Annotated in this window: 19 protein-coding genes and 1 tRNA gene; 11 read left to right on the top strand and 9 right to left on the bottom strand. The window is 35.4% G+C overall.

Annotated elements, in window-relative coordinates; genetic code table 11:
- Nucleotides 1-27 precede the first annotated feature (27 nt).
- The 4 genes from ACFO5O_RS04795 to ACFO5O_RS04780 form a co-directional block, all read right to left on the bottom strand.
- Nucleotides 28-103, bottom strand: a tRNA-His gene (locus tag ACFO5O_RS04795).
- 59 nt (nucleotides 104-162) lie between these two features.
- Entirely contained in the window at nucleotides 163-885 is a 723-nt protein-coding gene (bshB1, locus tag ACFO5O_RS04790) for a bacillithiol biosynthesis deacetylase BshB1 (protein WP_387961441.1), read from the bottom strand.
- 91 nt (nucleotides 886-976) lie between these two features.
- On the bottom strand, nucleotides 977-2,149 hold the full coding sequence (locus ACFO5O_RS04785; RefSeq protein ID WP_387961439.1) for a trans-sulfuration enzyme family protein: 1,173 nt from the start codon (nucleotides 2,147-2,149) through the stop codon (nucleotides 977-979).
- A 40-nt stretch (nucleotides 2,150-2,189) separates the two neighbouring features.
- Nucleotides 2,190-3,596: an MATE family efflux transporter gene (locus ACFO5O_RS04780; RefSeq protein ID WP_387961437.1), complete on the bottom strand. Its 1,407-nt coding sequence runs from the start codon at nucleotides 3,594-3,596 to the stop codon at nucleotides 2,190-2,192.
- Nucleotides 3,597-3,791: 195 nt separating this feature from the next.
- Here ACFO5O_RS04780 and ACFO5O_RS04775 point away from each other — a divergent pair, with 195 nt between their 5' ends.
- The 3 genes from ACFO5O_RS04775 (at nucleotide 3,792) to ACFO5O_RS04765 (ending at nucleotide 5,915) form a co-directional block, all read left to right on the top strand.
- Nucleotides 3,792-4,466 carry an HAD family hydrolase gene (locus ACFO5O_RS04775; protein WP_387961435.1) on the top strand — a complete coding sequence of 225 codons (675 nt, stop codon included), beginning with the start codon at nucleotides 3,792-3,794 and terminating at the stop codon, nucleotides 4,464-4,466.
- Nucleotides 4,467-4,602: 136 nt separating this feature from the next.
- Nucleotides 4,603-5,205 carry a transcriptional regulator gene (locus ACFO5O_RS04770; protein WP_387961433.1) on the top strand — a complete coding sequence of 201 codons (603 nt, stop codon included), beginning with the start codon at nucleotides 4,603-4,605 and terminating at the stop codon, nucleotides 5,203-5,205.
- Nucleotides 5,199-5,915, top strand: coding sequence for a DUF3307 domain-containing protein (locus tag ACFO5O_RS04765; protein ID WP_387961431.1), 717 nt, complete (start codon nucleotides 5,199-5,201; stop codon nucleotides 5,913-5,915). Before ACFO5O_RS04770 ends, ACFO5O_RS04765 begins: the two co-directional genes overlap by 7 nt.
- Nucleotide 5,916: 1 nt before the next feature.
- Here ACFO5O_RS04765 and ACFO5O_RS04760 read toward each other — a convergent pair whose 3' ends face one another.
- Both ACFO5O_RS04760 and ACFO5O_RS04755 read right to left on the bottom strand, forming a co-directional pair.
- On the bottom strand, nucleotides 5,917-9,114 hold the full coding sequence (locus ACFO5O_RS04760) for a cytochrome c biogenesis protein CcsA (RefSeq protein ID WP_387961429.1): 3,198 nt from the start codon (nucleotides 9,112-9,114) through the stop codon (nucleotides 5,917-5,919).
- Nucleotides 9,115-9,215: 101 nt separating this feature from the next.
- Nucleotides 9,216-9,608 carry a group III truncated hemoglobin gene (locus tag ACFO5O_RS04755; protein ID WP_387961427.1) on the bottom strand — a complete coding sequence of 131 codons (393 nt, stop codon included), beginning with the start codon at nucleotides 9,606-9,608 and terminating at the stop codon, nucleotides 9,216-9,218.
- A gap of 61 nt (nucleotides 9,609-9,669) precedes the next feature.
- Between ACFO5O_RS04755 and ACFO5O_RS04750 the strand changes: the two genes are divergently transcribed.
- The 8 genes from ACFO5O_RS04750 (at nucleotide 9,670) to ACFO5O_RS04715 (ending at nucleotide 18,545) form a co-directional block, all read left to right on the top strand.
- A complete protein-coding gene (locus ACFO5O_RS04750; RefSeq protein ID WP_387961426.1) occupies nucleotides 9,670-10,428 on the top strand; it encodes a Rossmann-like and DUF2520 domain-containing protein in 759 nt (252 codons plus the stop codon).
- On the top strand, nucleotides 10,418-10,948 hold the full coding sequence (locus ACFO5O_RS04745; RefSeq protein WP_387961901.1) for a KdsC family phosphatase: 531 nt from the start codon (nucleotides 10,418-10,420) through the stop codon (nucleotides 10,946-10,948). The genes ACFO5O_RS04750 and ACFO5O_RS04745 overlap by 11 nt, the downstream gene beginning before the upstream one ends.
- A gap of 48 nt (nucleotides 10,949-10,996) precedes the next feature.
- A complete protein-coding gene (locus ACFO5O_RS04740) occupies nucleotides 10,997-11,914 on the top strand; it encodes a geranylgeranylglycerol-phosphate geranylgeranyltransferase (protein WP_387961424.1) in 918 nt (305 codons plus the stop codon).
- A complete protein-coding gene (locus ACFO5O_RS04735; RefSeq protein WP_387961422.1) occupies nucleotides 11,914-12,504 on the top strand; it encodes a Maf-like protein in 591 nt (196 codons plus the stop codon). The genes ACFO5O_RS04740 and ACFO5O_RS04735 overlap by 1 nt, the downstream gene beginning before the upstream one ends.
- Before the next feature lie 120 nt (nucleotides 12,505-12,624).
- On the top strand, nucleotides 12,625-13,161 hold the full coding sequence (locus tag ACFO5O_RS04730; RefSeq protein WP_387961420.1) for a mechanosensitive ion channel domain-containing protein: 537 nt from the start codon (nucleotides 12,625-12,627) through the stop codon (nucleotides 13,159-13,161).
- A gap of 80 nt (nucleotides 13,162-13,241) precedes the next feature.
- Nucleotides 13,242-15,773 carry a PIG-L family deacetylase gene (locus tag ACFO5O_RS04725; protein ID WP_387961418.1) on the top strand — a complete coding sequence of 844 codons (2,532 nt, stop codon included), beginning with the start codon at nucleotides 13,242-13,244 and terminating at the stop codon, nucleotides 15,771-15,773.
- Nucleotides 15,774-15,889: 116 nt separating this feature from the next.
- The gene (locus tag ACFO5O_RS04720; RefSeq protein WP_387961416.1) at nucleotides 15,890-17,578 is read left to right on the top strand and encodes a sodium:solute symporter family protein; all 1,689 of its coding nucleotides are present in this window, start codon (nucleotides 15,890-15,892) and stop codon (nucleotides 17,576-17,578) included.
- On the top strand, nucleotides 17,562-18,545 hold the full coding sequence (locus ACFO5O_RS04715; RefSeq protein WP_387961414.1) for a Gfo/Idh/MocA family protein: 984 nt from the start codon (nucleotides 17,562-17,564) through the stop codon (nucleotides 18,543-18,545). The genes ACFO5O_RS04720 and ACFO5O_RS04715 overlap by 17 nt, the downstream gene beginning before the upstream one ends.
- Nucleotides 18,546-18,683: 138 nt before the next feature.
- On the opposite strand, the gene ACFO5O_RS04710 is transcribed toward ACFO5O_RS04715, so the two are convergent.
- The 3 genes from ACFO5O_RS04710 to ACFO5O_RS04700 all read right to left on the bottom strand — a co-directional run bounded on the left by ACFO5O_RS04710 (nucleotide 18,684) and on the right by ACFO5O_RS04700 (nucleotide 22,336).
- Nucleotides 18,684-19,208 carry a nicotinate-nucleotide adenylyltransferase gene (locus tag ACFO5O_RS04710; protein WP_387961412.1) on the bottom strand — a complete coding sequence of 175 codons (525 nt, stop codon included), beginning with the start codon at nucleotides 19,206-19,208 and terminating at the stop codon, nucleotides 18,684-18,686.
- A gap of 207 nt (nucleotides 19,209-19,415) precedes the next feature.
- Nucleotides 19,416-21,317 (bottom strand): helix-turn-helix domain-containing protein, encoded by a 1,902-nt coding sequence (locus ACFO5O_RS04705; RefSeq protein WP_387961410.1) that lies wholly within the window; start codon nucleotides 21,315-21,317, stop codon nucleotides 19,416-19,418.
- A 176-nt stretch (nucleotides 21,318-21,493) separates the two neighbouring features.
- The gene (locus ACFO5O_RS04700; RefSeq protein ID WP_387961408.1) at nucleotides 21,494-22,336 is read right to left on the bottom strand and encodes a DUF2911 domain-containing protein; all 843 of its coding nucleotides are present in this window, start codon (nucleotides 22,334-22,336) and stop codon (nucleotides 21,494-21,496) included.
- Nucleotides 22,337-22,420: the final 84 nt, after the last annotated feature.

The raw sequence follows: 22,420 nt of genomic DNA, 5'->3' as shown, positions 1-22,420 counted from the left end.
CGATAACTCGAAAGGCTTTAAACTTTTGGGTGGAAGATGGGGCTCGAACCCACGACCCTCGGTACCACAAACCGATGCTCTAACCAACTGAGCTACAACCACCATTTTCAATTGGACTGCAAATGTAAATGATTTCCTTTTTTCTACAAAGATTTTTAAATATTATTTTAAGTCAAAAAGACTATTAACTGCAGGAAACCGTTCAACTGTAAAGCCTTCAGCATATTCAACGCCTACTAGTCTTCCCAAATCTCTTGCTCTGTATACAATACTATCACTAAAATTTTTGCTAGATATTGGGGTTTCAGGATCTTGGCTTTTTGGGTCATAAAACTGCGTTTTATAAGCTAAAACTGCTTCCATCTTGGTATCTATAAAATGCGACACATCTACCACCACATCGGGTTCTATATTTTTCCATTGTATGTAATGATAGACTTGTTTTGGCCTCCAAGGTTTTTGTGGCTCTGCGCTATCATTAAATTTAGTTTCAATTTTTAATAATCCACTTAAAAAACAGGCATCACTTACTAATTTACTTCCTTTACCATGATCAATATGTCGATCATCAATAGCATTACAAATAACGAGTTCAGGCTGATACTTACGAATAATTTTAATAAGTTCTATTTGGTGTGCTTTATCGTTGACAAAAAAACCATCGGCAAATTCCATATTAGTTCTAATAGCAACTCCTAGAATTTTAGCTGCATCTTGAGATTCTTGATCTCTTATGTAGGCAGTACCTCTAGTACCTAACTCACCTCTAGTGAGATCAACAATTCCAACTTTTTTTCCGTTGGCAATCTCCTTTGCAAGTGTAGCCCCGCAACCAAGTTCTACATCGTCTGGATGGGCTCCAAAAGCCAATATATCTAATTTCATGAATGTCCTTCCTTATTAAATTTTATAATAGGTACTAGCCAATATATTTTTGAAATATCTTCGACAAGCGCCCTAAAGCGTTCTTTTCTCATCAGTGCAATTTTAATTTTGAAGTTTTAACCTTTAAAATCGCTTGCTCAATATCTGAAATTAAATCTTTTTTATTTTCAATACCTACAGAAAATCGAATCAAACGATCACTAATTCCAATAACATCTCGTTCCTCTTGTGTTAATAGTGCATGCGAAGTTAAATACGGTGACACCATTGTACTTTCTACACCAGCCAAACTCATGGCAGATTTTATCAACTTTAATTCTTTTAGAAAAGCTAAAGCATCCAAACCATCGGCCAATTCAAAAGATAGCATGGCTCCAAATCCCTTCATTTGGGATTTTGCCAATTCATATTGCGGATGACTTTTAAGACCTGGATAATAGACGCATTTTACGTCCTCATGACGATTTAAGTATTTTGCTAATCGTTTAGCATTTCTAGTTTGAGCTTTAACCCGCAAAGCTAAAGTTTTCATGCTTCGTTCTAGCATCCAAACCATAAAGTCACTCAAATTGCCACCTAAATTTCGTCCTACCTGCCAAATTTTTTCCATGTTTTCATTTGAACTGGTTACTACACCAGCCAAAATATCACTGTGCCCTCCAAGGTATTTGGTTGCAGAATGCATTACGACATCGATACCAAAATCAATTGGATTTTGATTAATTGGACTAGCAAATGTGTTATCAATAGTTGTAATAATGCCTTTTGATTTTGCCAGTTTCGCAATAGCTCTTAAATCGGTTATGGTTAATAATGGGTTTGAAGGTGTTTCAATATGAATCAATTTTGTATTTGATTGAATCACCGTTTCAAATTCAGAAACTTCATATCCGTTAGTGAACGTATACTCAATGCCATATTTAGGTAGTTCTTCCTTTATAAAGTTGTTGGTCCCTCCGTAAATCGTGTTTTGAACTACGACATGATCACCCTTCTGAAGAAAGGCTAAAAACATGGTGCTAATGGCCGCCATTCCCGAACCAAAAATCAAAGCAGCTTCAGTATGTTCCAAGGCCGCTATTTTTTTAGCAAGTTGTTCCTGATTAGGAGTGTTAAAATAACGTGGATAGCGCTTTATATCTACCTCGTCAAAAGCGTAGGCCGTAGACATATAAATTGGTGAAACCGTCCCTTTGAATTGCTCATCTAACACTTCGCCAACATGAGTGCAAATGGTATTGGTTCCAAATTTACTTTTAGACATAATATAATATGTTTATTCGATTTAAAATTACAAATAATCTTTAAACTTTAACCAACTTCCAATGACCTTTCTTGAACCATATAATGGCGATAACAGCAATAGCGATTTCGGCAAGTGTAATTGCAGAAAATACGCCTACAGGACCAATTTCAAAAGTAATGGCCATAAGATAGGCTATCGGCAATTGGAACAGCCAAAAACAGATAAAATTGATATAAGTTGGTGTTTTGGTGTCTCCTGCTCCATTAAAAGAATTGATCACAACCATACCATAACCATAAAAAATGTAGCCGGCTGCAATTACCCTTAAGCAAAGACTACCGTATTTAAGAACATCTGGATTTGTATTGAACAACGAAATAATCTGAGGTGCAAACACAAGATAAACTATTGAAACCAAGCCCATAAACCAAGCATTGTATTTTCCTGTTTTCCACACCGACTGCTCGGCGCGTTCAGGTTGATCTGCTCCAAGATTTTGTCCTACAAGTGTGGCAGCAGCATTACTCATTCCCCATGCGGGCATCAGTGTAAACATCATTACTCTAATAGCTATAGTATAACCAGCAAGCACTTCACTGCCAAATTCACTCATAATTCGCATTAAAAACACCCAACTCGAGGTACCAATTAAAAATTGTCCTATTCCTCCTAACGACACCTTAATAAGGTTGAACATGACCCCAACACGCAAAACCAAGTCCCTGAAATGAATTTTAATTTTTGTGTATCCGTAAAAAAGCACTCCTAGTTGAAATACTACTGCTGTTCCCCTACCAATTGTAGTAGCTATTGCTGCCCCTTCTACCCCATAAGCAGGTACAGGTCCAAAGCCAAAAATGAATATAGGATCGAGTATAATATTCAATCCATTACTCAAAATCAATGTCCACATGGCCGCAGATGCATTTCCTGCACCTCTAAAAACAGCATTGATTAAAAACAGGAGCATTATGGTAACGTTTCCTCCTAAAAGCACTTGAGTATAGCCATATCCCTCGGCTATTAAATCAGGTTCAGCACCCATCAATGCCAAAATATCCTTGGCATAAATCACACCAATTACCCCAACAATAGCAGCGACAACTACGCCAAGAAAAATAACCTGAACTGCAGCTTGAGACGCACCCTTAATATCTTTTTCACCAACTCTGCGAGCGACGATAGCAGTCGCCGCCATGCTTAATCCAATAGCAACTGCATAAACTAAAGTAATTACAGATTCAGTTAAACCAATAGTGGCCACAGCGTTAACACTTACTTGAGATACATATAATATATCCACTATAGCGAAAATCGATTCCATGAGCATCTCTAAGATCATGGGTATAGAGAGCATAAAAATGGCCCGTCTAATACTGATTGTAGTAAAATCCTGTTCTTTACCTCTTATAGCACTAATAAAATGTTTAAAAATTTGTTTTATGGAAAGTCGTTCTGATTGCATACTAATTATATTAAAAAATAGACATTACCAGGTTAGAAATGACCTGGCAGTTAATGTCACGAAAGTGTTGTGACTTAATTCCTGAAATATAATTTAAACAATCATAGTTTTACAAAAGTGGGAAATAATTCCAAAACTTCAAAATGGATGCCATCATTTATTCAGAAAACTAATATCTTCGTAAAAAACCAACCCATGATAAAAGCAGTCATTTTTGATATGGATGGGGTTATTGTTGACACCGAACCTCTTCATCACAAAGCTTATCGTTTAATGTTTAAAGATGTGAATATTGATGTGTCCGATTCACTTTATGAGTCGTTTACCGGACAATCTACATATAATATTTGTAATCGCTTGTGTGAGCATTTCAAACTTCCTTTATGCCCTCAAACTTTAGTGGACATTAAAAGAGACCACTTTAATTTCCTGTTTGAAAATGATAAAGATTTGAAGCTTATTGAAGGTGTTCTTGAACTCATAAAAGATTACCACCAAAACGGTATGACGCTAGTTTTGGCCTCTTCGGCTTCTATGCCTAATATTGATAAAATTTTTAAACGCTTTGACCTTGATGCTTATTTTAAGACCAAAATGAGTGGCGCAGATTTAAAAGCCTCTAAACCGCATCCCGAAATTTTTATCAACGCTGCAAAAGCCACAGGGTATAAAAACTCGAGATGTTTGGTTATCGAAGATTCAACCAATGGTATAAAAGCTGCAAAAGCGGCGGATTTATTTTGTGTTGGCTTTAAAAGTCCGAATTCTAAAAATCAGGATTATTCTGAAGCCGATTTGGTTATTGACAACTTCAATACCATTAGATCTGAAAATTTACGTAAGCTTTTTAACAACGCCTCTGTTCATTAATTTGAAATTCAATACATAACATCTAATATTTTTAATTATTAGCTTATTTAATAATATTTATCATTATTAGCTTATTTAATAATATTTTTGTATTTCTCATAAAAAAAAGATACATTTGATATAAGAAGCCATTATAATGACAAGTGTAATTACAGGAGATATCATAAACTCTAAAGAACATCAGCCAAAAATATGGCTTGACGCTCTTAAAAAAACACTAACACGTTATGGAGATACTCCTGAACATTGGGAAATCTATAGAGGTGACAGTTTTCAATTGGAGTTAAATCCAGATAACGCGCTCGAAGCTGCCATTCTAATTAAAGCCAGTCTAAAACAATTCAAAAAAATGGATGTGCGTTTAGCGATTGGTATTGGAGAAAAAACATATAGCTCTAAACACATTACCGAGTCTAATGGGAGTGCTTTTGTAAATTCAGGAGAGTGTTTTGAACAGTTAAAAAAAACAACACTAGCTATTAAATCACCCTTTAATGAATTCGACATTCAGCTAAATTTAATGTTAGAATTAGCCTTACTTACCTTAACCAATTGGACACCAAAAATGTCGCTTTTGGTAAAAGCAAGCTTAGAACATCCTTCATTCAACCAACAACAGCTTGCTGAGTTGTTTGGAGAAACTCAGGGCAATATTAGTCAAGTCTTGAAGCGAGCGGGGTATGATGAATTAACTAAACTTATTCAATATTATAATGCTCAAATACAGTCCTTATGTTAGCTTTATTTATTAAACTTCTCCTCGCTCATGTAATTGGCGACTTTGTTTTTCAACCTTTAAAATGGGTAAAAGACAAGGAAGCAAATAAGCACCGTTCTAAATATTTGTATTGGCATATACTGGTGCATTTATTAGCAGTAATAGTGGTCCTAAAGGCTGACTTCTACTACTGGTTAGGAATACTGATTATTATTGTAACTCATTTTGGGATAGATGTTTTAAAACTCCATCTCAGTACGAAAGGTAAACAGCGCTTATTATTTGGACTTGATCAGCTTGCACATCTCATAGTCATCGCACTAGTAGTTCGATTATACGAACCATATACTATTGATTTGGATACTTTATTCACAACGCAACTACTTTTGTTTGTGACCTGTATAATTTGTATCACAAAAGTATCTTCAATTATCATGAAAGTGATTATTTCAAAATGGAAATTAGAGGAAGATATGAATGAGGAATCCCTTGCAGATGCAGGTGCCTACATCGGTATTCTCGAGCGTCTTTTTGTATTTGCTTTCATCATCATGAACTATTGGGAAGGCATAGGGTTTTTAATAGCGGCCAAATCCGTGTTTAGATTTGGAGACTTATCTAGAGCCAAAGACCGAAAACTAACAGAATACATTTTAATTGGAACTCTGATTAGCTTTGGACTAGCCATTGCATTTGGCCTTTGTTACCTCTATGTTCTGGAATTCATCTAGATTACTTTTGGTAATATTTAGCATATTTTCTGTAAGCCAAAATACTTAATACTGCCACTAACCCAACAGCAATCGAGATTATTTGAAAACTTGCTATTTGCTGTCCCGATTGATATGAATGCAACCCGGACAAGTAAAAATTAACCCCAAAATACGTAAACATAATACTTGAAAACGCCACAATAGTTGCTAAATTAAAACCAAAGCGTCCGCGAAGTCCTGGCACCAATCTCATGTGAATCACAAAGGCATATATCATGATGCTAATTAAGGCCCAAGTTTCCTTTGGGTCCCATCCCCAATAACGCCCCCAGCTTTCATTTGCCCACATTCCACCCAAAAAGTTTCCTATGGTAAGCATCACCAAACCAACTGTCAAGGCCATTTCATTGATGATGGTAAGTTCTTTAATATTGATGGCCATCTTTTCCTTGTTTTTAGACGTGGTAAAAATCATCAACAATAAAGATGTTACTCCTAATATCATTCCTAATGTAAACGGCCCGTAACTCGCTACAATAACCGCCACATGAATCATTAACCAATAGCTATCCAATACAGGCTGCAGATTTGAAATGGCAGGATCCATCCAACTCCAGTGCGCAACCATTAATAGCATGGCCGTTACAAAGGCTGTTGATGCAATGGTAAGGTCACTTTTGCGTCCAAACGCCAAACCAAAAAACATAGTTGCCCAGGCTACATAAATCATCGATTCATAAGCATCGCTCCAAGGCGCATGACCAGAAATATACCATCTCACAATTAAGCCTGCAGTATGCAACAAGAATAAGCCTAAAATAATCCACTTAAAAACAGCAACACTTAAATTAATAAGTTTATTACGCTCTTTAAATATTTGGATTATTAAGGCTAGAAATAAAAACGTACCTGCATATAGATACCAACTAAATAGCTTTTTAAAGATGTCGTACTTATTGTAGAGTATCTCTGTTTCTATTTTTTGGTCAGAAAGCATAACCTCAGCACCTAATTTTTGCTGATTTTTCTTAAATCCTTGTAATAAATTATCGGCTGAAGAAAAATCCTTGGTTGTTTTTGCTCTATACAACTCCGAAATGTAATAATTAAATCCGTTGTTGATAAAAGTTCCATAAAGTGTGTCTTTTAGGCTTTCTTTATACCCTTCCTCACGATATTCTACTGGCGAAATCCATTTATTATTATCATCATTAGGTACCGGAAATATTTTCATAGAACGCCCTTCTATGGTGTTATACAACAAATTGACTCTTTGATCGGTTTCCTTGAATTCTTTTTGAAACCCATTTGGAACTTGAGCTGCGTAAGCCTCTTCTAAATAAGGACCTAGTTTATAGGTTCCATCTTCAGTAAGAAAATCGGTTAATGCTACATATTTTGCATTTTTATCAACACCTATAATCGATCTAATGGAATCTCCTTTTTTTGGTTTTAAATAAATAATGGGAACGTTATACCAAAACAACGGGCTTTCTTGCATAGAGAGTAACACCTGGTTGGCATCAAATTCCTCATAAGTATCCTGTTTACTTACTTTGCGTAACACTTCTGATGCGAAGGTATTTATGGGCATCATTCGCCCACCATAATCTTGAATTACCAAACTCCCAAACTTATCAGCATGTGCTTTAGGGGTAATATTCGCTCTAATTATGGAATCTATTTGGGTTTTTGTTGGTTTGGTTGGCGCCTGATGATCGTGCCCATCATCTGGAGTGTGTTGTGAAAACCCTTGAAGTCCAATACACAACACAATAAGCGTTAGCATTTTAGCCTTTTTAGCTTTTACCTTTTCTAAAAAGCGTTTTAAATCGGCAAACCGTGTATGCTTATCAAAAAGAATAGCCATCAGACCAAAGTATAGCATAAAATACCCAAAATAGGTAATCCAAGTCCCCCAGAAATCATGATTGACGGATAGCTTTGAACCTTTCTCATCAGAGTCAAAACTTGCCTGAAATAAACGATAACCTTTATGCTCCAAAATATGGTTCATAAAAATACGGTAGTTAAAATCGCCTTCTTCGGAATCATAAACAGTGACTTCGCTCGCAAAAGCAGAAAAGCTGTTTTCTGTCCCTGGATAGCGTTCGGCTATAAAATCATTAAGTTTCACGCTAAATGGCAGTTCTCTAACTTTAGGGCCATATTTAAGTGCGATTTCTAAACCGCCCACTTCAATCTGCTCGAAGGGATTGCTTATATATTGACCTCCCAATAGCAATGCATTCTTGGTTTCACCGTTAGAAGTTACTTTAAGCACCAAACCTTCTTCATCACCTTTTAAGATTTCGGGCTTTTTTACAATATCAAAAGTACCTTTTACTACAGGCTTTGGAAATACCATTTGAAGGTTTCCAATCACATAACGTGATCTTAAAACTAAAGGCTGAAGTGAATCCTTCACTAATTTGCCTGTAGCCATCGTAGCCATCGTCATATACTCACCTTCAAACGGCGATTCAATAAACAAACCTTCGTTTGTTGATGTGATATTGATAGCACCAATCTCAGGTTTGTTGAGCGACACCAAGATATTATGGATACTTTGTACTTCACCATCCTTTAAAAAATGATTGTGTGGTCGTCCTCCCTCGGTTTCAACAATTTTTAAGTAAGCCTCACCATTTTCATCAGGAACAATATCTTTTTCAGCACCTGCTACAAATTTTTCTAATTCAAACGTGACTATCTGACCATTGTAGCTAGCTTCTTCTTTAAAATCATTATTCAAACGTTCAGAAAAGTCAACAGGAAACTCACGCACTAATCGCTGTTGTACACCATTAATCATATAATCGCCATCAATATAAGCCGTTATATAATTTTCACGAGATAAAAAAGTGTTTTCAGTATCACCTTCTCTAATGGACATCATACCTTCATAACCTATATGACGTGTCACAAATGCCCCAATTAGAATAAAGATAAACGCAACATGAAGCGTTAAGGTTGCCCACTTTTCTTTTTTATAGAGCTTATACCTTGAAATATTACCTATAAAGTTTATGGTAAAAAACACCATTATTGCTTCAAACCACCAGGCATTATAAATAAGTTCTCTAGTGTATGGAGTTGGTGAAGTTTCTTGACCAGCATCTAAAAATGTTCCTGTAGCCATGGCTACTGCGAAAACAATAAATAAAATAGCTGTAAGTCGCGTTGAAAATAGAATATTAGAAAGTGTTTTAGGCATTTTGAGAAGCTTCTAATTTTAATCGTGCAAATTTAAGCTTTTTTGTTGGGTTAAACATGTTAATTGTATCCAAAAAACAAACAAAATCACAATCTATTTTCTTAATTATTTGTTCGTGCCTGAAAGATATTGAGATAAAGAAAAGTTCCCATTTTTCTGGCTCTACGTTTAGCATTTTCAGCATAATCACCTTCAAAATATTTATTTATGGTTTCGTACCATATATTGAGCCAAATGCCAAAATGCAATTCGGTTATGGTATGATTATGGTCTCTATCTATTTTTATATGAGTTTCTAATGGGTTTCCTAAATATTTTGTTTTCAAAAACAAGCTCGATTCCCAAAACGTAGTAAGTTGGTCTAAATGGCTATCCCAATCGGTTATGGTTTCGTTAAAAAATGGTCCTAAGATAGTATCCTGCCTTACTTTTTCATAGAATTTTGTAACTAGCAGAAATACATCCTCGCGGTTTCTGATATCGTTTTTACTCATAATTACTCAAAGATAAACTTTGTTGCTTTTATATCATGCAATACTTACTTATTTTAGCATCATGATTTCAGTTGTACTTATCGGTGCCGGCAATGTTGCTACTCACTTATACCATGCGTTAAATAAGGCCAAAAACGTGGACCTTCGTCAATGGTATAACCGAAGTCTTCCATCTATTGAATCCTATAAAAATCAAGTTTCAATTACCAATAACCTTAATGATTTGGTTGAAGCTGACGTTTACATTATAGCTGTAAGTGATGATGCGGTAAAACCACTGTCAATAGCTTTGCCTTTTGAAAACCGCTTGGTAGTTCATACTTCTGGAAGTGTTGGCATTCATGACCTCGATAAAAAACATAAACGTGGTGTATTGTATCCGCTGCAAACCTTTTCAAAATCTTCTGAATTGGATTTTTCAAATGTTCCTATATGTATTGAAACACTTGAAAAAGAAGATTTCAAAACATTATCAACTTTAGCCAAAGCCCTTGGTAGTACTTATTACAAAATCAATACCGAACAGCGACAAACGCTACATCTTTCGGCCGTATTTGTGAATAATTTCACCAATCAGCTTTATAGGGTTGCACATGAAATTAGTGACGCCAAAAGTATTGATTTTGATATTTTAAAACCGCTAATCCTAGAAACAGCAAAAAAGGTGCAACATATATCACCCTACATGGCGCAAACAGGCCCAGCAAAACGTAATGATAAAAAAACAATTAAAAAACATCTCAAGCTATTAGAACATCAAGATCACAAAGCGATATACCAACTTTTAACCAATGCTATTAAAAAAACTCATGGAAGATAAAAGCTATAAAGAATATTTAGAACATATAACAACCTTCATTTTTGACGTCGATGGCGTGTTAACTGATGGTACTATTCTATTAACCACTTCCGGTGAAATGCTACGGACCATGCATACCAAGGATGGCTTTGCAATGAAAACTGCATTATTAGCCGGATTTAAAATCTGCATAATCTCTGGAGGCACCAATGAAGGTGTTAGGGTAAGATTAGAAGGATTGGGGATTACGGATATTTACCTAGGCGCTCACAACAAAATAAATCAGTTACACGAATACCTCAACGCTAATAATATAAAAACTGAAAATGTACTTTATATGGGTGATGATATTCCAGATTACCCAGTCATGAAACTCATAGGGTTACCTACCTGTCCACAAGATGCTGTTCCCGAAATTAAGGCAATTTCAAAATATGTATCCCACAAAAACGGCGGCAAGGGCGCAGTAAGGGATGTGATTGAACAAGTGCTTAAGGTTCAAGGAAAATGGAATGGTAATTTTGATGCTAAATATGATTAAATTTAGTTCCATTTTAAAAGCTGCATACAACTACAAACCAAAAACTAAATGCTGAACATTCTAAACCTCATTCGCTGGAGAAATTTACTTATGATTGCATTGGTGCAAATCCTCATCAAGTATGCTTTGTTTGAGCCTTTTGGAGTAACCATAACCTTAAATGGATTTGGGTTTTCCTTATTGGTTCTTTCAACAATTTGCATCGCAGCGGCAGGAAACATTATCAACGATATTTATGATGTTGAAACCGATAAAGTAAATAAACCCAACATGGTCATCATTGGAAAAACCATTTCCGAAAAAACAGCAAATTACCTTTTTATAATTTTTAATTTCCTTGGTGTTGGTATAGGGTATTACTTATCACATATGGTTGGGAAAAGTGGATTTTTCGCCCTTTTTGTGGTGATATCGGCATTGCTTTATGTTTATGCGTCCTACTTAAAACAAATTCTATTGGTTGGCAATATTGTCATTTCGTTGTTAGTTGCTTTGAGTATTCTTATAGTAGGATTGTTTGAATTGCTCCCCGTTATAACGCCCGAAAATCAGGAAACCCAACTCACCTTTTTCAAAATACTTTTAGACTATGCTGTTTTTGCATTTATCATCAATTTGGTTCGCGAACTCGCAAAAGATATCGAAGATATTGATGGCGATTATAAAGCTGGAATGAATACCCTGCCTATAGCTATTGGACGTGAACGTGCCACTAAAATATTGTTTACACTCACGCTCCTGCCTATTTTAGCTGTGGTGTATTATATGCTCACCTATTTATATAAACAGCAACTTGCTTTAGTTTATTTTTTAGTGTTCATCATAGCGCCATTGATTTATACCAGCATTAAATCGTTTAATGCCGAAACAAAAAAAGAGTTTCATCATATTAGTAGCATGTTAAAATTAGTTATGCTTTTTGGCATGTTGTCATTAGTGTTGTACAAATACATTTTAATAACTTAATGCTAAACGACAGCCTTTCCAAATATCAAATCATATTAGCTTCTAGCTCTCCAAGACGCCAGCAATTTTTCAAGGATTTAGGTTTGGATTTTGTGGTACGATTGAAACCAGTAAAAGAAGATTACCCTTTACGATTACGACATTTTGAAATCAGTGATTATTTGGCACAACTCAAGGCGTTGGCATTCAAGGACACTCTCAATGCTAATGATATTCTCATTACCAGCGATACCATTGTGTGGCATGAAAATAAAGCTTTGGGGAAACCGCGGGATGCTTCTGAAGCTTTTGCGATGATCAAGTCCATGAGTGAAAAAACCCATGAGGTCATTACATCGGTGTGTTTTACGACGACGCAACTTCAAAAAACGGTGAATGTAACAACTCAAGTAACCTTTAAGGAATTATCTGACGAAGAAATTAATTACTATATCCTTAATTACCAACCCTTTGATAAAGCTGGTGCTTATGGTATACAGGAATGGATTGGCCAAATAGGAATTACCGCCATTCAAGGTTCTTATTTTAATGTGATGGGCTTACCTACGCATTTGGTTTACAAAACCCTAATAAGCATCGCCAACTCATAGAATATAGTATAAAACTCAAGGCCAATAATTAATAAAAGTTTAAGATATTCACTAGTTTTAAACTAATTTTTTTCAACTTTCTAATGTATCTTTGTGCTTCTAATTTTAAAGCCCATTTAAATGCTCGAATCAATTCAAACGGAACTTATTGTAAGTGGATTTGTTTTATTATTTCTAGTCATTGTTAGACTTATTGTCAATACACTCATCAAAAAAATAGGTCGAAAAAGTGGTGTAAATGAAGCCAGAATTCATTTGATTTGCCGTTACGTTACAGTAACCTTATTCCTTATCGCCATTATTATTGAATCCTTTATTTTTGGCGCCGAAATGAAAGACTGGGGTGTGATTTTTTCATCAGTATTTGCGGTTATAGGAATTGGTCTTTTTGCAATTTGGTCTATTTTAAGCAACATTACTTCGGGTATTATCATGTTTTTCTCCTTTCCATATAAAGTGGGTGACAAGATAAAAATTCATGATAAGGATTTTCCTATTGAAGGTGTTATAGAAGACATTAGAGCATTTCAATTACATCTTCGTTTAGACAATAGAGATCTCGTTACTTACCCAAACAATCTTATGCTTCAGAAAGCTGTAACCTTAGTGGAAAAGGATGCAATTGAAGATTTTGAAGATGGCACTGACTTAATTTAAGCAACGTTAAAGAAACATTAAAACAGGCTTTCGGGCAGTATTACTTTGCTATATTTGGTTTTTGGCTAACTGAATGAATCATGCAAAACACCTTACGTTTTTTATTTTTATTTCTTTTTTCATCTTCTCTTTTAAACGCACAACAACCCAATAAACCTAGTAGTTCCGAAATATTTGAATCCATAAAAAAACTTAATTTTTTAGGATCGGTATTATATGTTGCGGCACATCCTGATGATGAAAACACACGGCTTATATCCTACATGTCCAACGCAGTAAAAGCGCAAACGGCGTACTTATCCATAACACGAGGTGACGGAGGTCAAAACTTAATAGGACCTGAACTCCGGGAATTATTAGGTGTTATTCGCACCCAAGAATTATTGGCAGCACGACGTATTGATGGCGGAGAACAGCGGTTTACACGAGCTAATGATTTTGGATATTCAAAACACCCCGACGAAACTTTTAGTATCTGGAATAAAGATGAAGTTTTGAGTGATGTCGTTTTGTTTATCAGAAAGTTTCAGCCTGACATTATTATAAATAGATTTGATCACAGATCGCCCGGAAGCACGCATGGTCACCATACAGGTTCGGCGATGTTAAGCGTAGAAGCTTTTGATTTAGCTGGAAAATCTACAGCCTATCCTAATCAATTGAAAAACCTTCAACCTTGGCAACCCAAACGCATTTTTTTTAATACTAGCTGGTGGTTTTATGGAAGTGAAGAAAATTTTGAAAAGGCCGATAAATCCAACTTGCTGGAGTTAGACACAGGTGTTTATTTTCCTTCAAGTGGATTGAGTAACCCAGAAATAGCCGCATTAAGTAGAAGTGCACACAAATCGCAAGGCTTTGGAAGTACTGGATCACGTGGTGAAGAACTCGAATATATTGAACTTATTAAAGGCGATTTGCCAAAGGACAAAACCAACGTATTTGACGGAATTGATACGTCATGGAATCGTGTAAAAGGCGGAAAAGTGATTGGTGAAATACTTTCTGAAGTTCAAAATAATTTCGATTTTAGAAATCCTTCTGCATCTATTCCAAAATTGGTGGAAGCTTATAAATTAATCCAACAATTAGATAATGAGCATTGGAGAGCTATAAAAACTGAAGAAATCAAATCTATTATAGCGGCCTGTGCTGGACTCTATTTAGAGGTCGTGGCAAACACCAATCAAGCAACTAACAATTCAAAAGTTCCTGTTACTATTGAAATGATCAACAGAAGCGCTGCAACTATTGTTTTTACAAATTTGAAAATCACTGATCGACTAGACAAAAAGCTCTATAAGCAATTCACATTAGCTAATAATGAAAGAGAACAACTCAAGGATACACTTTTAATTTCCAAAAATCAGGCGCCAACCACACCTTACTGGCTAACGAGCAAAGGAACTTTAGGAATGTATGCCGTAAAAGATGAGCAACTCATTGGCCTTCCAGAAACACCTAGAGCCTATACTGCCACCTTTACTTTGGAAATAGAGAAAACCCCTATTGAATTCATCAGACCCCTTGTTTACAAAACTAATGATCCTGTAAAAGGAGAAGTGTATAAGCCGTTTGAGATTATTCCGGAGGCAACCGCCAAAGCGGTAGAAAAGGTGATCATTTTTGAAAATGATCAACAAAAAGAAATAAAAGTGGCTGTAAAAGCAGGAAAAGACAATCTTGAAGGCTATGTAAAACTTGCGCATCCAAAGGATTGGAATGTTTATCCCGAACAACAAAAAATAGCCATCGCCAATAAGGGTCAAGAACAAACTTTAGTATTTACAGTAATTCCACCTAAAGTTCAAAGTGAAGGCTTAATAACACCTATGGTTCACGTCGGTGATGCCGTTTACACTAGAGAATTGGTTGAAATTGATTACGATCATATCCCATTTCAAACGGTATTATTACCAAGTGAAAGTAAAGTGGTAAGATTAGACATTGCAAAAAAAGGTGAAAATATAGGTTATATTGAAGGTGCTGGCGATACGGTTCCGGAGAGTTTGCGTCAAATTGGCTATAATGTTGCCATAATTAAACCTGAAGAAATCACTCCTGAAGTATTGAGTAGATTCGATGCCATTGTTGTGGGCATACGCGCATATAATACGGTAGATGCCTTAAAGTACAAACAACAACAGCTTTTTGATTTTGTTGAAAACGGCGGTAATTTAATAGTGCAGTACAATACCAATTTTAGATTAAAAGTTGATCAATTAGCTCCTTATGATTTAAAAATATCCAGAGATCGGGTCACAGATGAACAATCCAAAGTTCGCTTTTTAAACCCAAATCACGAATTACTTAATTTCCCTAATAAAATCACTGAAGCCGATTTTGAGGGATGGACTCAAGAACGTGGTTTGTATTTTCCAGATGAGTGGTCCAATGAATTCACACCACTATTATCAATGAATGATACTGGTGAGTCTGCAAAAAATGGAAGCTTGCTAGTAGCTAAACATGGAAAAGGTCACTACATCTATACAGGCTTAAGTTTCTTTAGGGAATTTCCTGAAGGCGTTTCAGGTGCTTATCGCCTATTTGCTAATATGCTGTCCATTGGAAAAGACAATATCAATACAACCCAAAAACTAAACGACTAATTATGAATGCACATACACCACGAAAACAACCCTGGTTAAAATTATACTCACTGGTACTTATCGCAAATATTCTTTATTTCGTTGTGTTTTACCTCATCATGAAATCCTTTTAGAGCATGCAGATATTAGATTGGATTGTATTAGCAGGAACATTATTAACCATTGTTGGTTACGGAACTTGGAAAACGAGAGGACGTAAAAACGTACAAGATTATGTAAGAGGTGGGAACTCGTCTAGTTGGTGGACCATTGGCTTATCGGTTATGGCTACACAGGCCAGTGCCATCACGTTTTTATCTACCCCTGGACAAGCCTTTCATGACGGGATGGGTTTTGTTCAGTTTTATTTTGGTGTGCCTTTGGCTATGGTTATTATTTGCATGGTATTTATTCCTTTATACCATCGCTTAAAAGTATATACGGCCTATGAATTTCTTGAGAATAGATTCGATTTAAAAACACGAAGCTTAACGGCAATTTTGTTCTTAATTCAACGGGGATTATCAGCAGGAATTACCATTTTTGCGCCTGCCATAATCTTGTCGGCAGTATTAGGTTGGAATCTCACCTACCTTAATATCATTATAGGCATATTAGTTATTATATATACCGTTTCAGGAGGTACTAAAGCAGTGAGTATTACGCAAAAGCATCAAATGGCTGTGATTTTTACAGGAATGTTTGTGGCCTTCTTTTTAATCATTAGTTATCTACCGGCGAATATCACCTTCACAAAAGCATTAGAAATTGCTGGTGCAAGTGGTAAAATGGATGTTCTTGACTTTTCTTTCGATTTAGAGAATCGCTATACGGTATGGAGTGGTATAATTGGCGGAACGTTTTTAGCACTATCTTATTTTGGTACCGACCAAAGCCAAGTACAGCGATATCTGTCAGGCAAATCTGTAAAGGAAATGCAAATGGGATTGATCTTTAACGGTCTTCTAAAAGTTCCAATGCAATTTTTCATTTTGCTTGTTGGTATAATGGTGTTTGTTTTCTATCAATTTAATACTTCGCCTATCAACTTTAATCCAGCAGCCGAAAACGCAATTTTAGATTCGAGTTTTGCTCAGGACTATAAAATCCTTCAAGAAGAACAGGCCAAAATTTTTAATGATAAAAAAACATTGATTGAAGCCTATGCCGAAACCAACGATGCCAGCTACATAGAAGCAATTGATATGGCTAACAAAGCTGATAAAGCTAATCGTGAAGCTGCAAAACTATTGATTCAAAAATCAGCCGATGAAAAATTTGTGAGTATTGAAACTAATGATAAGGATTATGTATTTATTCATTTTATCCTCAACAATCTTCCAAGAGGCTTAATTGGTTTGCTTTTAGCTGTAATTTTAAGTGCAGCAATGTCTAGCACAGCAAGTGAGCTTAATGCCTTGGCTTCAACCACTTCTTTAGATTTGTACAAGCGAAATTTTGCTCAAGACAAAGACGAATCTCACTATGTAAAAGCCACAAAATGGTTTACCCTTGGTTGGGGAATTCTGGCTATTATAATTGCTTGTGTGGCTTATTTAGCTGACAACCTTATTCAATTGGTCAATATAATCGGCTCCATCTTTTATGGCAATGTATTAGGAATTTTTCTTCTAGCATTTTTTGTTAATTATGTCAAAGGGCGCGCTGTATTTGTTGCGGCCATCATCACCCAAGTATTAATAATTATGGTGTGGTACTTAGATTGGCTTCCTTATTTATGGTTAAATTTGTTGGGCTGTATTATGGTCATGGTGTTGGCTTTAATTCTGCAATCAACTCACAAGCTTAATGGCAAACAAGGTTAAACAGATTAAATGGGGAATTATAGGTCTAGGTAAAATAGCTCATAAATTTGCGCAAGATCTTAATACTATTTCTAATTGTGAGCTTTATGCAGTTGCGTCAAGGTCACAGATGAAAGCTGATGAGTTTGCCACAAAATTTCAAGCAAAAAAAGCCTATAATTCGTACAGCGATTTAGCTGAAGATCCAGAAATTAATGCGGTTTACATTGCTACACCCCATGCGTTCCATAAAGAACATAGTCTATTATGTTTGAATAAGGGTATTGCAGTTTTATGCGAAAAGCCTTTCGCGATGAATCTCGAAGAAGTTTCTGAAATGATTTCGGTGGCAAAAGCGGAGAAAGTACTTCTCATGGAAGCACTTTGGACAGCATTTCTGCCACATTTTCAACATTCCTTAAAAATTTTAAAAGAAAAAACATTAGGAGATATTACAAGTTTAGAGGCGGATTTTGGTTTTAGTAGACCCTTTGATGACAATTCCAGATTATTTAAAAAATCATTGGGTGGAGGAAGCCTTTTGGATATTGGGATTTATCCCATTTTCGCTACACTTTCTATTTTAGGATCTCCTCATCATATTGAAGCACAAGCTACTTTTTTTGAAAATGGAGCAGACGCATCGTGTACTGTTACATTTCATTATAAAAATGGTTTAACAGCACATTTAAAAAGCACCCTGTTAGAAGAAACGCCAACCGAGGCTCACATTCATTGCGAACATGGAACATTACTATTGAATAAGCGATTTCATGAACCAACTTCAATAACAACACTATTAAACAGTACTACCAATACACTTGACTTTCCAACTCAAACCTTTGGTTACAATTATGAAATTGAACATTTTAATCAACTATTAAGAGATGGGAAAACAGAAAGTGATATCATGACTTTTAAAATTAGTGAACAGTTGATTAGAACTTTAGATGATGTACGTAAGGTCATAAATTTGAAGTATGACTAACGAATAGATGAGATCATTAATACATTGAATACTAAGTAAAAATCCCGCAATTTATGCGGGATTTTGTTTAATGCCATTCACTTAAAAAATATTAATTAACTACTCATAAATATATATAGGAACGACTTTAGGCGGTCATCAATCCTTGATAGTACCATCAGAATCGATTTTAAGCGTTTTAATGTTATTTTTTTTATTGATTTCTACTTTGTAAACTTTCTTTGGGTCCTTTTTATCATAGTATGAAACAACATAGGTAGTATTATCCACATCCCAATCTGGAAATTCAATAAATAAAGAGTTTCTAACTGGAACTGGAAGTTTGATGTCTTTGTACTTCTCTGAAGTTTTTATGATTTTCCCTTCTTTATCGTAGGTTGCAATAATATATCCTTTCGTGCCTCTAAATATAGTTTTAAAGGATTCACGTCTACCATCAAATTTATCAGTTGTTTTTACATCGAATCTTGAAGCTTCATTCTCCAAAGATTTTACATGTTCTGACATTGTTTTGTCTTGCACTTTACTGAGGTACTCCAAATTTACATTTGTGGACACCACAACATCTTCTAATTTTACTTCTTCGGTTTCTTCATTCTTGTTTTGAGAAAACCCTAGGCTGGTTAAACCAATTAAAAATAAACCAATTACAAAATTTTTCATGACTTTAAATTTTAAGATTATTAATAGCTTATTCAAAGATGCTATAATCTAGAATACTCCACTTAACAGTCATGTTGCAAATGTTATAAAGTATTTTTTGAAGTGTTTAGGACATAATTTAAAGATTATAAGTTATGTTGCATAACACATGTAAATATTTGATTATGTGTTATTTATAATAAATAAATTGTATAACCAAGAAATTAATTAATAATCTAAAAATCCAATTCTTTTGACTAGGTCTTTATATCTATAATCGTCCTTTAAATGTCTAAGGTTAGGATCTGCTTTTAACCAAATCAAATCGACTTCACGTTTCTTATAGGCAATGTCTAACCATTTAAAAGCTTCATCATTTTTTCCAAGACGCGCATAATAATGAGCTACCATAACATTGATATTTGGTTCTCCCGCATTAGCTCTATCGATTACCTCTTTTAATAATTTTAACGACTTGTTCTTATTTCCAAGATAATGCTCTGCCAATGCTAGATGAATTACCATGGAAGCATGACGTTTGTCGGAAATCTGAAGCCCAATTTCCAACAAATCTACGGCCATATTATAATCTCCCATGGCCAAATATACATTACCAAAGTGATCATAAAATTGTTCCCTTAAGGGAGTAAATTGTAAAGCTTCGTCCATGAGTTCCAACGCTATATCGGGTTGGCCCTCTAACAAATAAGCATAGACTACCCAAAAATCTCCTGTAAAGGAAGAATTATAAGATTTTCTGACCTTATCATAGGTTTCAATGACTTTTTTGAAGCGACCTTGTGTGATATCAAAAAAATAAAACTGATAATCTGGATCACTTAGTTTTATGACATTGGTTAAAGAATCTACAACTTTAAAATTCCAATTAAAAAAATTCTTGCCAGACAAATGACCCAAAACGGCTCTACTATTTGGATCTATTTTTAAAGCCTTCTCAAAATAGGGAGCCGCCAAACTATCAGCAACATTCTTTTTAAGATTACCAAACCATAAACCTTCCCAGGCATAAGTCGTTCCTAATCTAACATAGGCTTCAACAAACAAGGAATCCAATGCTATTGCCTTTTCATAATATTTTCGAGATGCTATAATATTATTTAGTGAGTATACCGTATGTAGGTGCTCTGCTTTAAGATAATTTTCATAGGCCTCAATATTGTTGGTCATTTTCTGCTGGATTTGAATTTTCTCAGAATCGGTAATTCCTGCATTTAATTGATTGGCCACCATTTCAGCAACCCTAGCCTGAATTTGGAAGATAGAATCAAATTGCCCTTCATATACTTCAGACCATACCAGGTTATCTGAATTGCCTTCAATCAATTGCAGATTAATCTTTATTAAGTCTCCAAACTTTTGAAATCCTGACTCCAATATATAGTGTACATCCAATTCGTTAGCGATTACCGTCATCGACTTTTGTTGGTCCTTGTAGTTCATCATTGAAGTCTGCGAAATTACTCTATTGATGCCCTTTATTTTTGAAAGCCGCGATATAATGGCTGTTGTCATACCGTCACAAAAAGCCTCATTTTCGGGACTACCACTCATATTTTTAAATGGCAATACGGCTATGGAGTTTTCAGGTATAATTACTGGTTTATTTTCTTCTTCTGTTGTTGATTTTTCAGAAGTTATGAAATTATAATAACTAAAAGTCACGACCAACACTAGAGCCAATGCACCGATAATATAGGTTCTCAAATTATAAAACCTTTTTTTTATAGTAACAGTATCATAGGTTTCATTTGAAGATTGAACTTCATTCTCATCTTCTTCTTCCAATGGAATCCTGAACTTGACTTCTCCAGGAGGATAACCATAGTATTGATGAAAACTTGTATTGAAGTAAGTAGGGCTACTAAACCCTACGCGATACGCTATTTCTGAAGCGGTGGCAACGTTTTGCTGCAACATTTCCATAGCTTTTTCTAATCGAAATTCACGTATATATTGACTTGTAGACTTTCCTGTAAGGTTGTTTAACTTACGGTGAAGTTGAGAACGGCTTAAGCTCATTGCATCTGCCAGCTGCTCCACGCCAAACTGCTCGTCCTCCAAATGGGTTTCGATAAGCTCATCTAACTGCTTTAAAAACGTCTGGTCCATGGAAAGCCGGTTGGTTATTTTGCTTTACTAATAAAAGAAGATAAAATTCAAATAATAGAGCTGGAGAGATTACTGTAAGATACTAAATTTTAATCGATTAATAATAATATTGAGAGTTGATGTCAAAAAAAAACGCAACTATAATAGTTGCGTTTTCAATATTTATACAATAAATTTTACATCGCTCCCCACTCCTTTAAAGAATCCATGTTCATTTTAACATAATCGTCATTGCCCGCTTCCTTAGCACCAGCTAATGATTTTTTTGCAGTTTCAATCGCTGCTTTTTTATCACCTGCTTTGGCATAAATTAATGACTGTTGTCTTAATTGCCAAAATCTAGGGGTTTCCATCATTGAAATGGCTTTTTCCATCCATGTCTTGGCTTGATTGATGTCTTTACCTTCATCGGCATAATACACTGCCGCTGAATAATAATCGCCAGCTGAAGGACCTTTCATAGTTTTATCAATAGCTGCCGATACTTTAGCATCTGTAGGTACTTTAAACTCTACGCCAACATAGGCATTTTCCCAAAGCATTCCTAAAACGGCCGAACCACTGGATAGATCATCAAAAGTCATGGTAAATGTTTCTATTTTCATAGGCATTTCATACACTTCTGCGTTAACTTTTGCTGCAATCTTACTTTCATCAAGTTCAGATGGAATACCGCCTCCAGTTTCTGAATAAAATACAACATCCCAAGAAGTCTTTTGAGGTATTGTAAATATTGCATACGAACCTGCTTTAAGTTCTTTACCTCCAACAGTTACATTATCGCTAAATGTTATCTTGGTACGAGCATTGGCCCCTGTTCGCCATACTTTCCCGTAAGGCACTAAATCGCCAAAAATAGTACGTCCGCGCATATTTGGGCGGCTATATTCTAAAGTGACATCGGTTAAACCAACTGTTTGTTCCACCTTTGCAGACGGACTAGGTGCGGGTGTTTGAATCTGTGCATTTACAGTAAAAGATACTGCCAACACAGCAATGATACATAGTAATTTTTTCATAATATAATTGAATTATTGATTAGATTAATGGTTATAAATTTACGAATTGTAAGGTCCTTTATTTGTTAACAAAACCTTAAAAAT

This window comes from Geojedonia litorea, from assembly GCF_042654525.1.
GTDB classification, from domain to species: Bacteria; Bacteroidota; Bacteroidia; order Flavobacteriales; family Flavobacteriaceae; genus Geojedonia; species Geojedonia litorea.
Note: the sequence above shows the minus strand (reverse complement) of the source record. Positions and strands in the feature narration are given on the sequence as shown.

Excerpts from the sequence above, each read along its gene's own strand:
- ACFO5O_RS04760 (WP_387961429.1), bottom strand. The coding sequence starts at position 9,114 with ATGCCTAAAACACTTTCTAATATTCTATTTTCAACGCGACTTACAGCT.
- bshB1 (WP_387961441.1), bottom strand. The coding sequence starts at position 885 with ATGAAATTAGATATATTGGCTTTTGGAGCCCATCCAGACGATGTAGAA.
- ACFO5O_RS04705 (WP_387961410.1), bottom strand. The coding sequence starts at position 21,317 with ATGGACCAGACGTTTTTAAAGCAGTTAGATGAGCTTATCGAAACCCAT.
- ACFO5O_RS04755 (WP_387961427.1), bottom strand. The coding sequence starts at position 9,608 with ATGAGTAAAAACGATATCAGAAACCGCGAGGATGTATTTCTGCTAGTT.
- ACFO5O_RS04740 (WP_387961424.1), top strand. The coding sequence starts at position 10,997 with ATGCTGAACATTCTAAACCTCATTCGCTGGAGAAATTTACTTATGATT.
- ACFO5O_RS04745 (WP_387961901.1), top strand. The coding sequence starts at position 10,418 with ATGGAAGATAAAAGCTATAAAGAATATTTAGAACATATAACAACCTTC.
- ACFO5O_RS04775 (WP_387961435.1), top strand. The coding sequence starts at position 3,792 with ATGATAAAAGCAGTCATTTTTGATATGGATGGGGTTATTGTTGACACC.
- ACFO5O_RS04700 (WP_387961408.1), bottom strand. The coding sequence starts at position 22,336 with ATGAAAAAATTACTATGTATCATTGCTGTGTTGGCAGTATCTTTTACT.
- ACFO5O_RS04780 (WP_387961437.1), bottom strand. The coding sequence starts at position 3,596 with ATGCAATCAGAACGACTTTCCATAAAACAAATTTTTAAACATTTTATT.
- ACFO5O_RS04750 (WP_387961426.1), top strand. The coding sequence starts at position 9,670 with ATGATTTCAGTTGTACTTATCGGTGCCGGCAATGTTGCTACTCACTTA.
- ACFO5O_RS04770 (WP_387961433.1), top strand. The coding sequence starts at position 4,603 with ATGACAAGTGTAATTACAGGAGATATCATAAACTCTAAAGAACATCAG.
- ACFO5O_RS04720 (WP_387961416.1), top strand. The coding sequence starts at position 15,890 with ATGCAGATATTAGATTGGATTGTATTAGCAGGAACATTATTAACCATT.
- ACFO5O_RS04730 (WP_387961420.1), top strand. The coding sequence starts at position 12,625 with ATGCTCGAATCAATTCAAACGGAACTTATTGTAAGTGGATTTGTTTTA.
- ACFO5O_RS04785 (WP_387961439.1), bottom strand. The coding sequence starts at position 2,149 with ATGTCTAAAAGTAAATTTGGAACCAATACCATTTGCACTCATGTTGGC.
- ACFO5O_RS04725 (WP_387961418.1), top strand. The coding sequence starts at position 13,242 with ATGCAAAACACCTTACGTTTTTTATTTTTATTTCTTTTTTCATCTTCT.
- ACFO5O_RS04715 (WP_387961414.1), top strand. The coding sequence starts at position 17,562 with ATGGCAAACAAGGTTAAACAGATTAAATGGGGAATTATAGGTCTAGGT.
- ACFO5O_RS04710 (WP_387961412.1), bottom strand. The coding sequence starts at position 19,208 with ATGAAAAATTTTGTAATTGGTTTATTTTTAATTGGTTTAACCAGCCTA.
- ACFO5O_RS04765 (WP_387961431.1), top strand. The coding sequence starts at position 5,199 with ATGTTAGCTTTATTTATTAAACTTCTCCTCGCTCATGTAATTGGCGAC.
- ACFO5O_RS04735 (WP_387961422.1), top strand. The coding sequence starts at position 11,914 with ATGCTAAACGACAGCCTTTCCAAATATCAAATCATATTAGCTTCTAGC.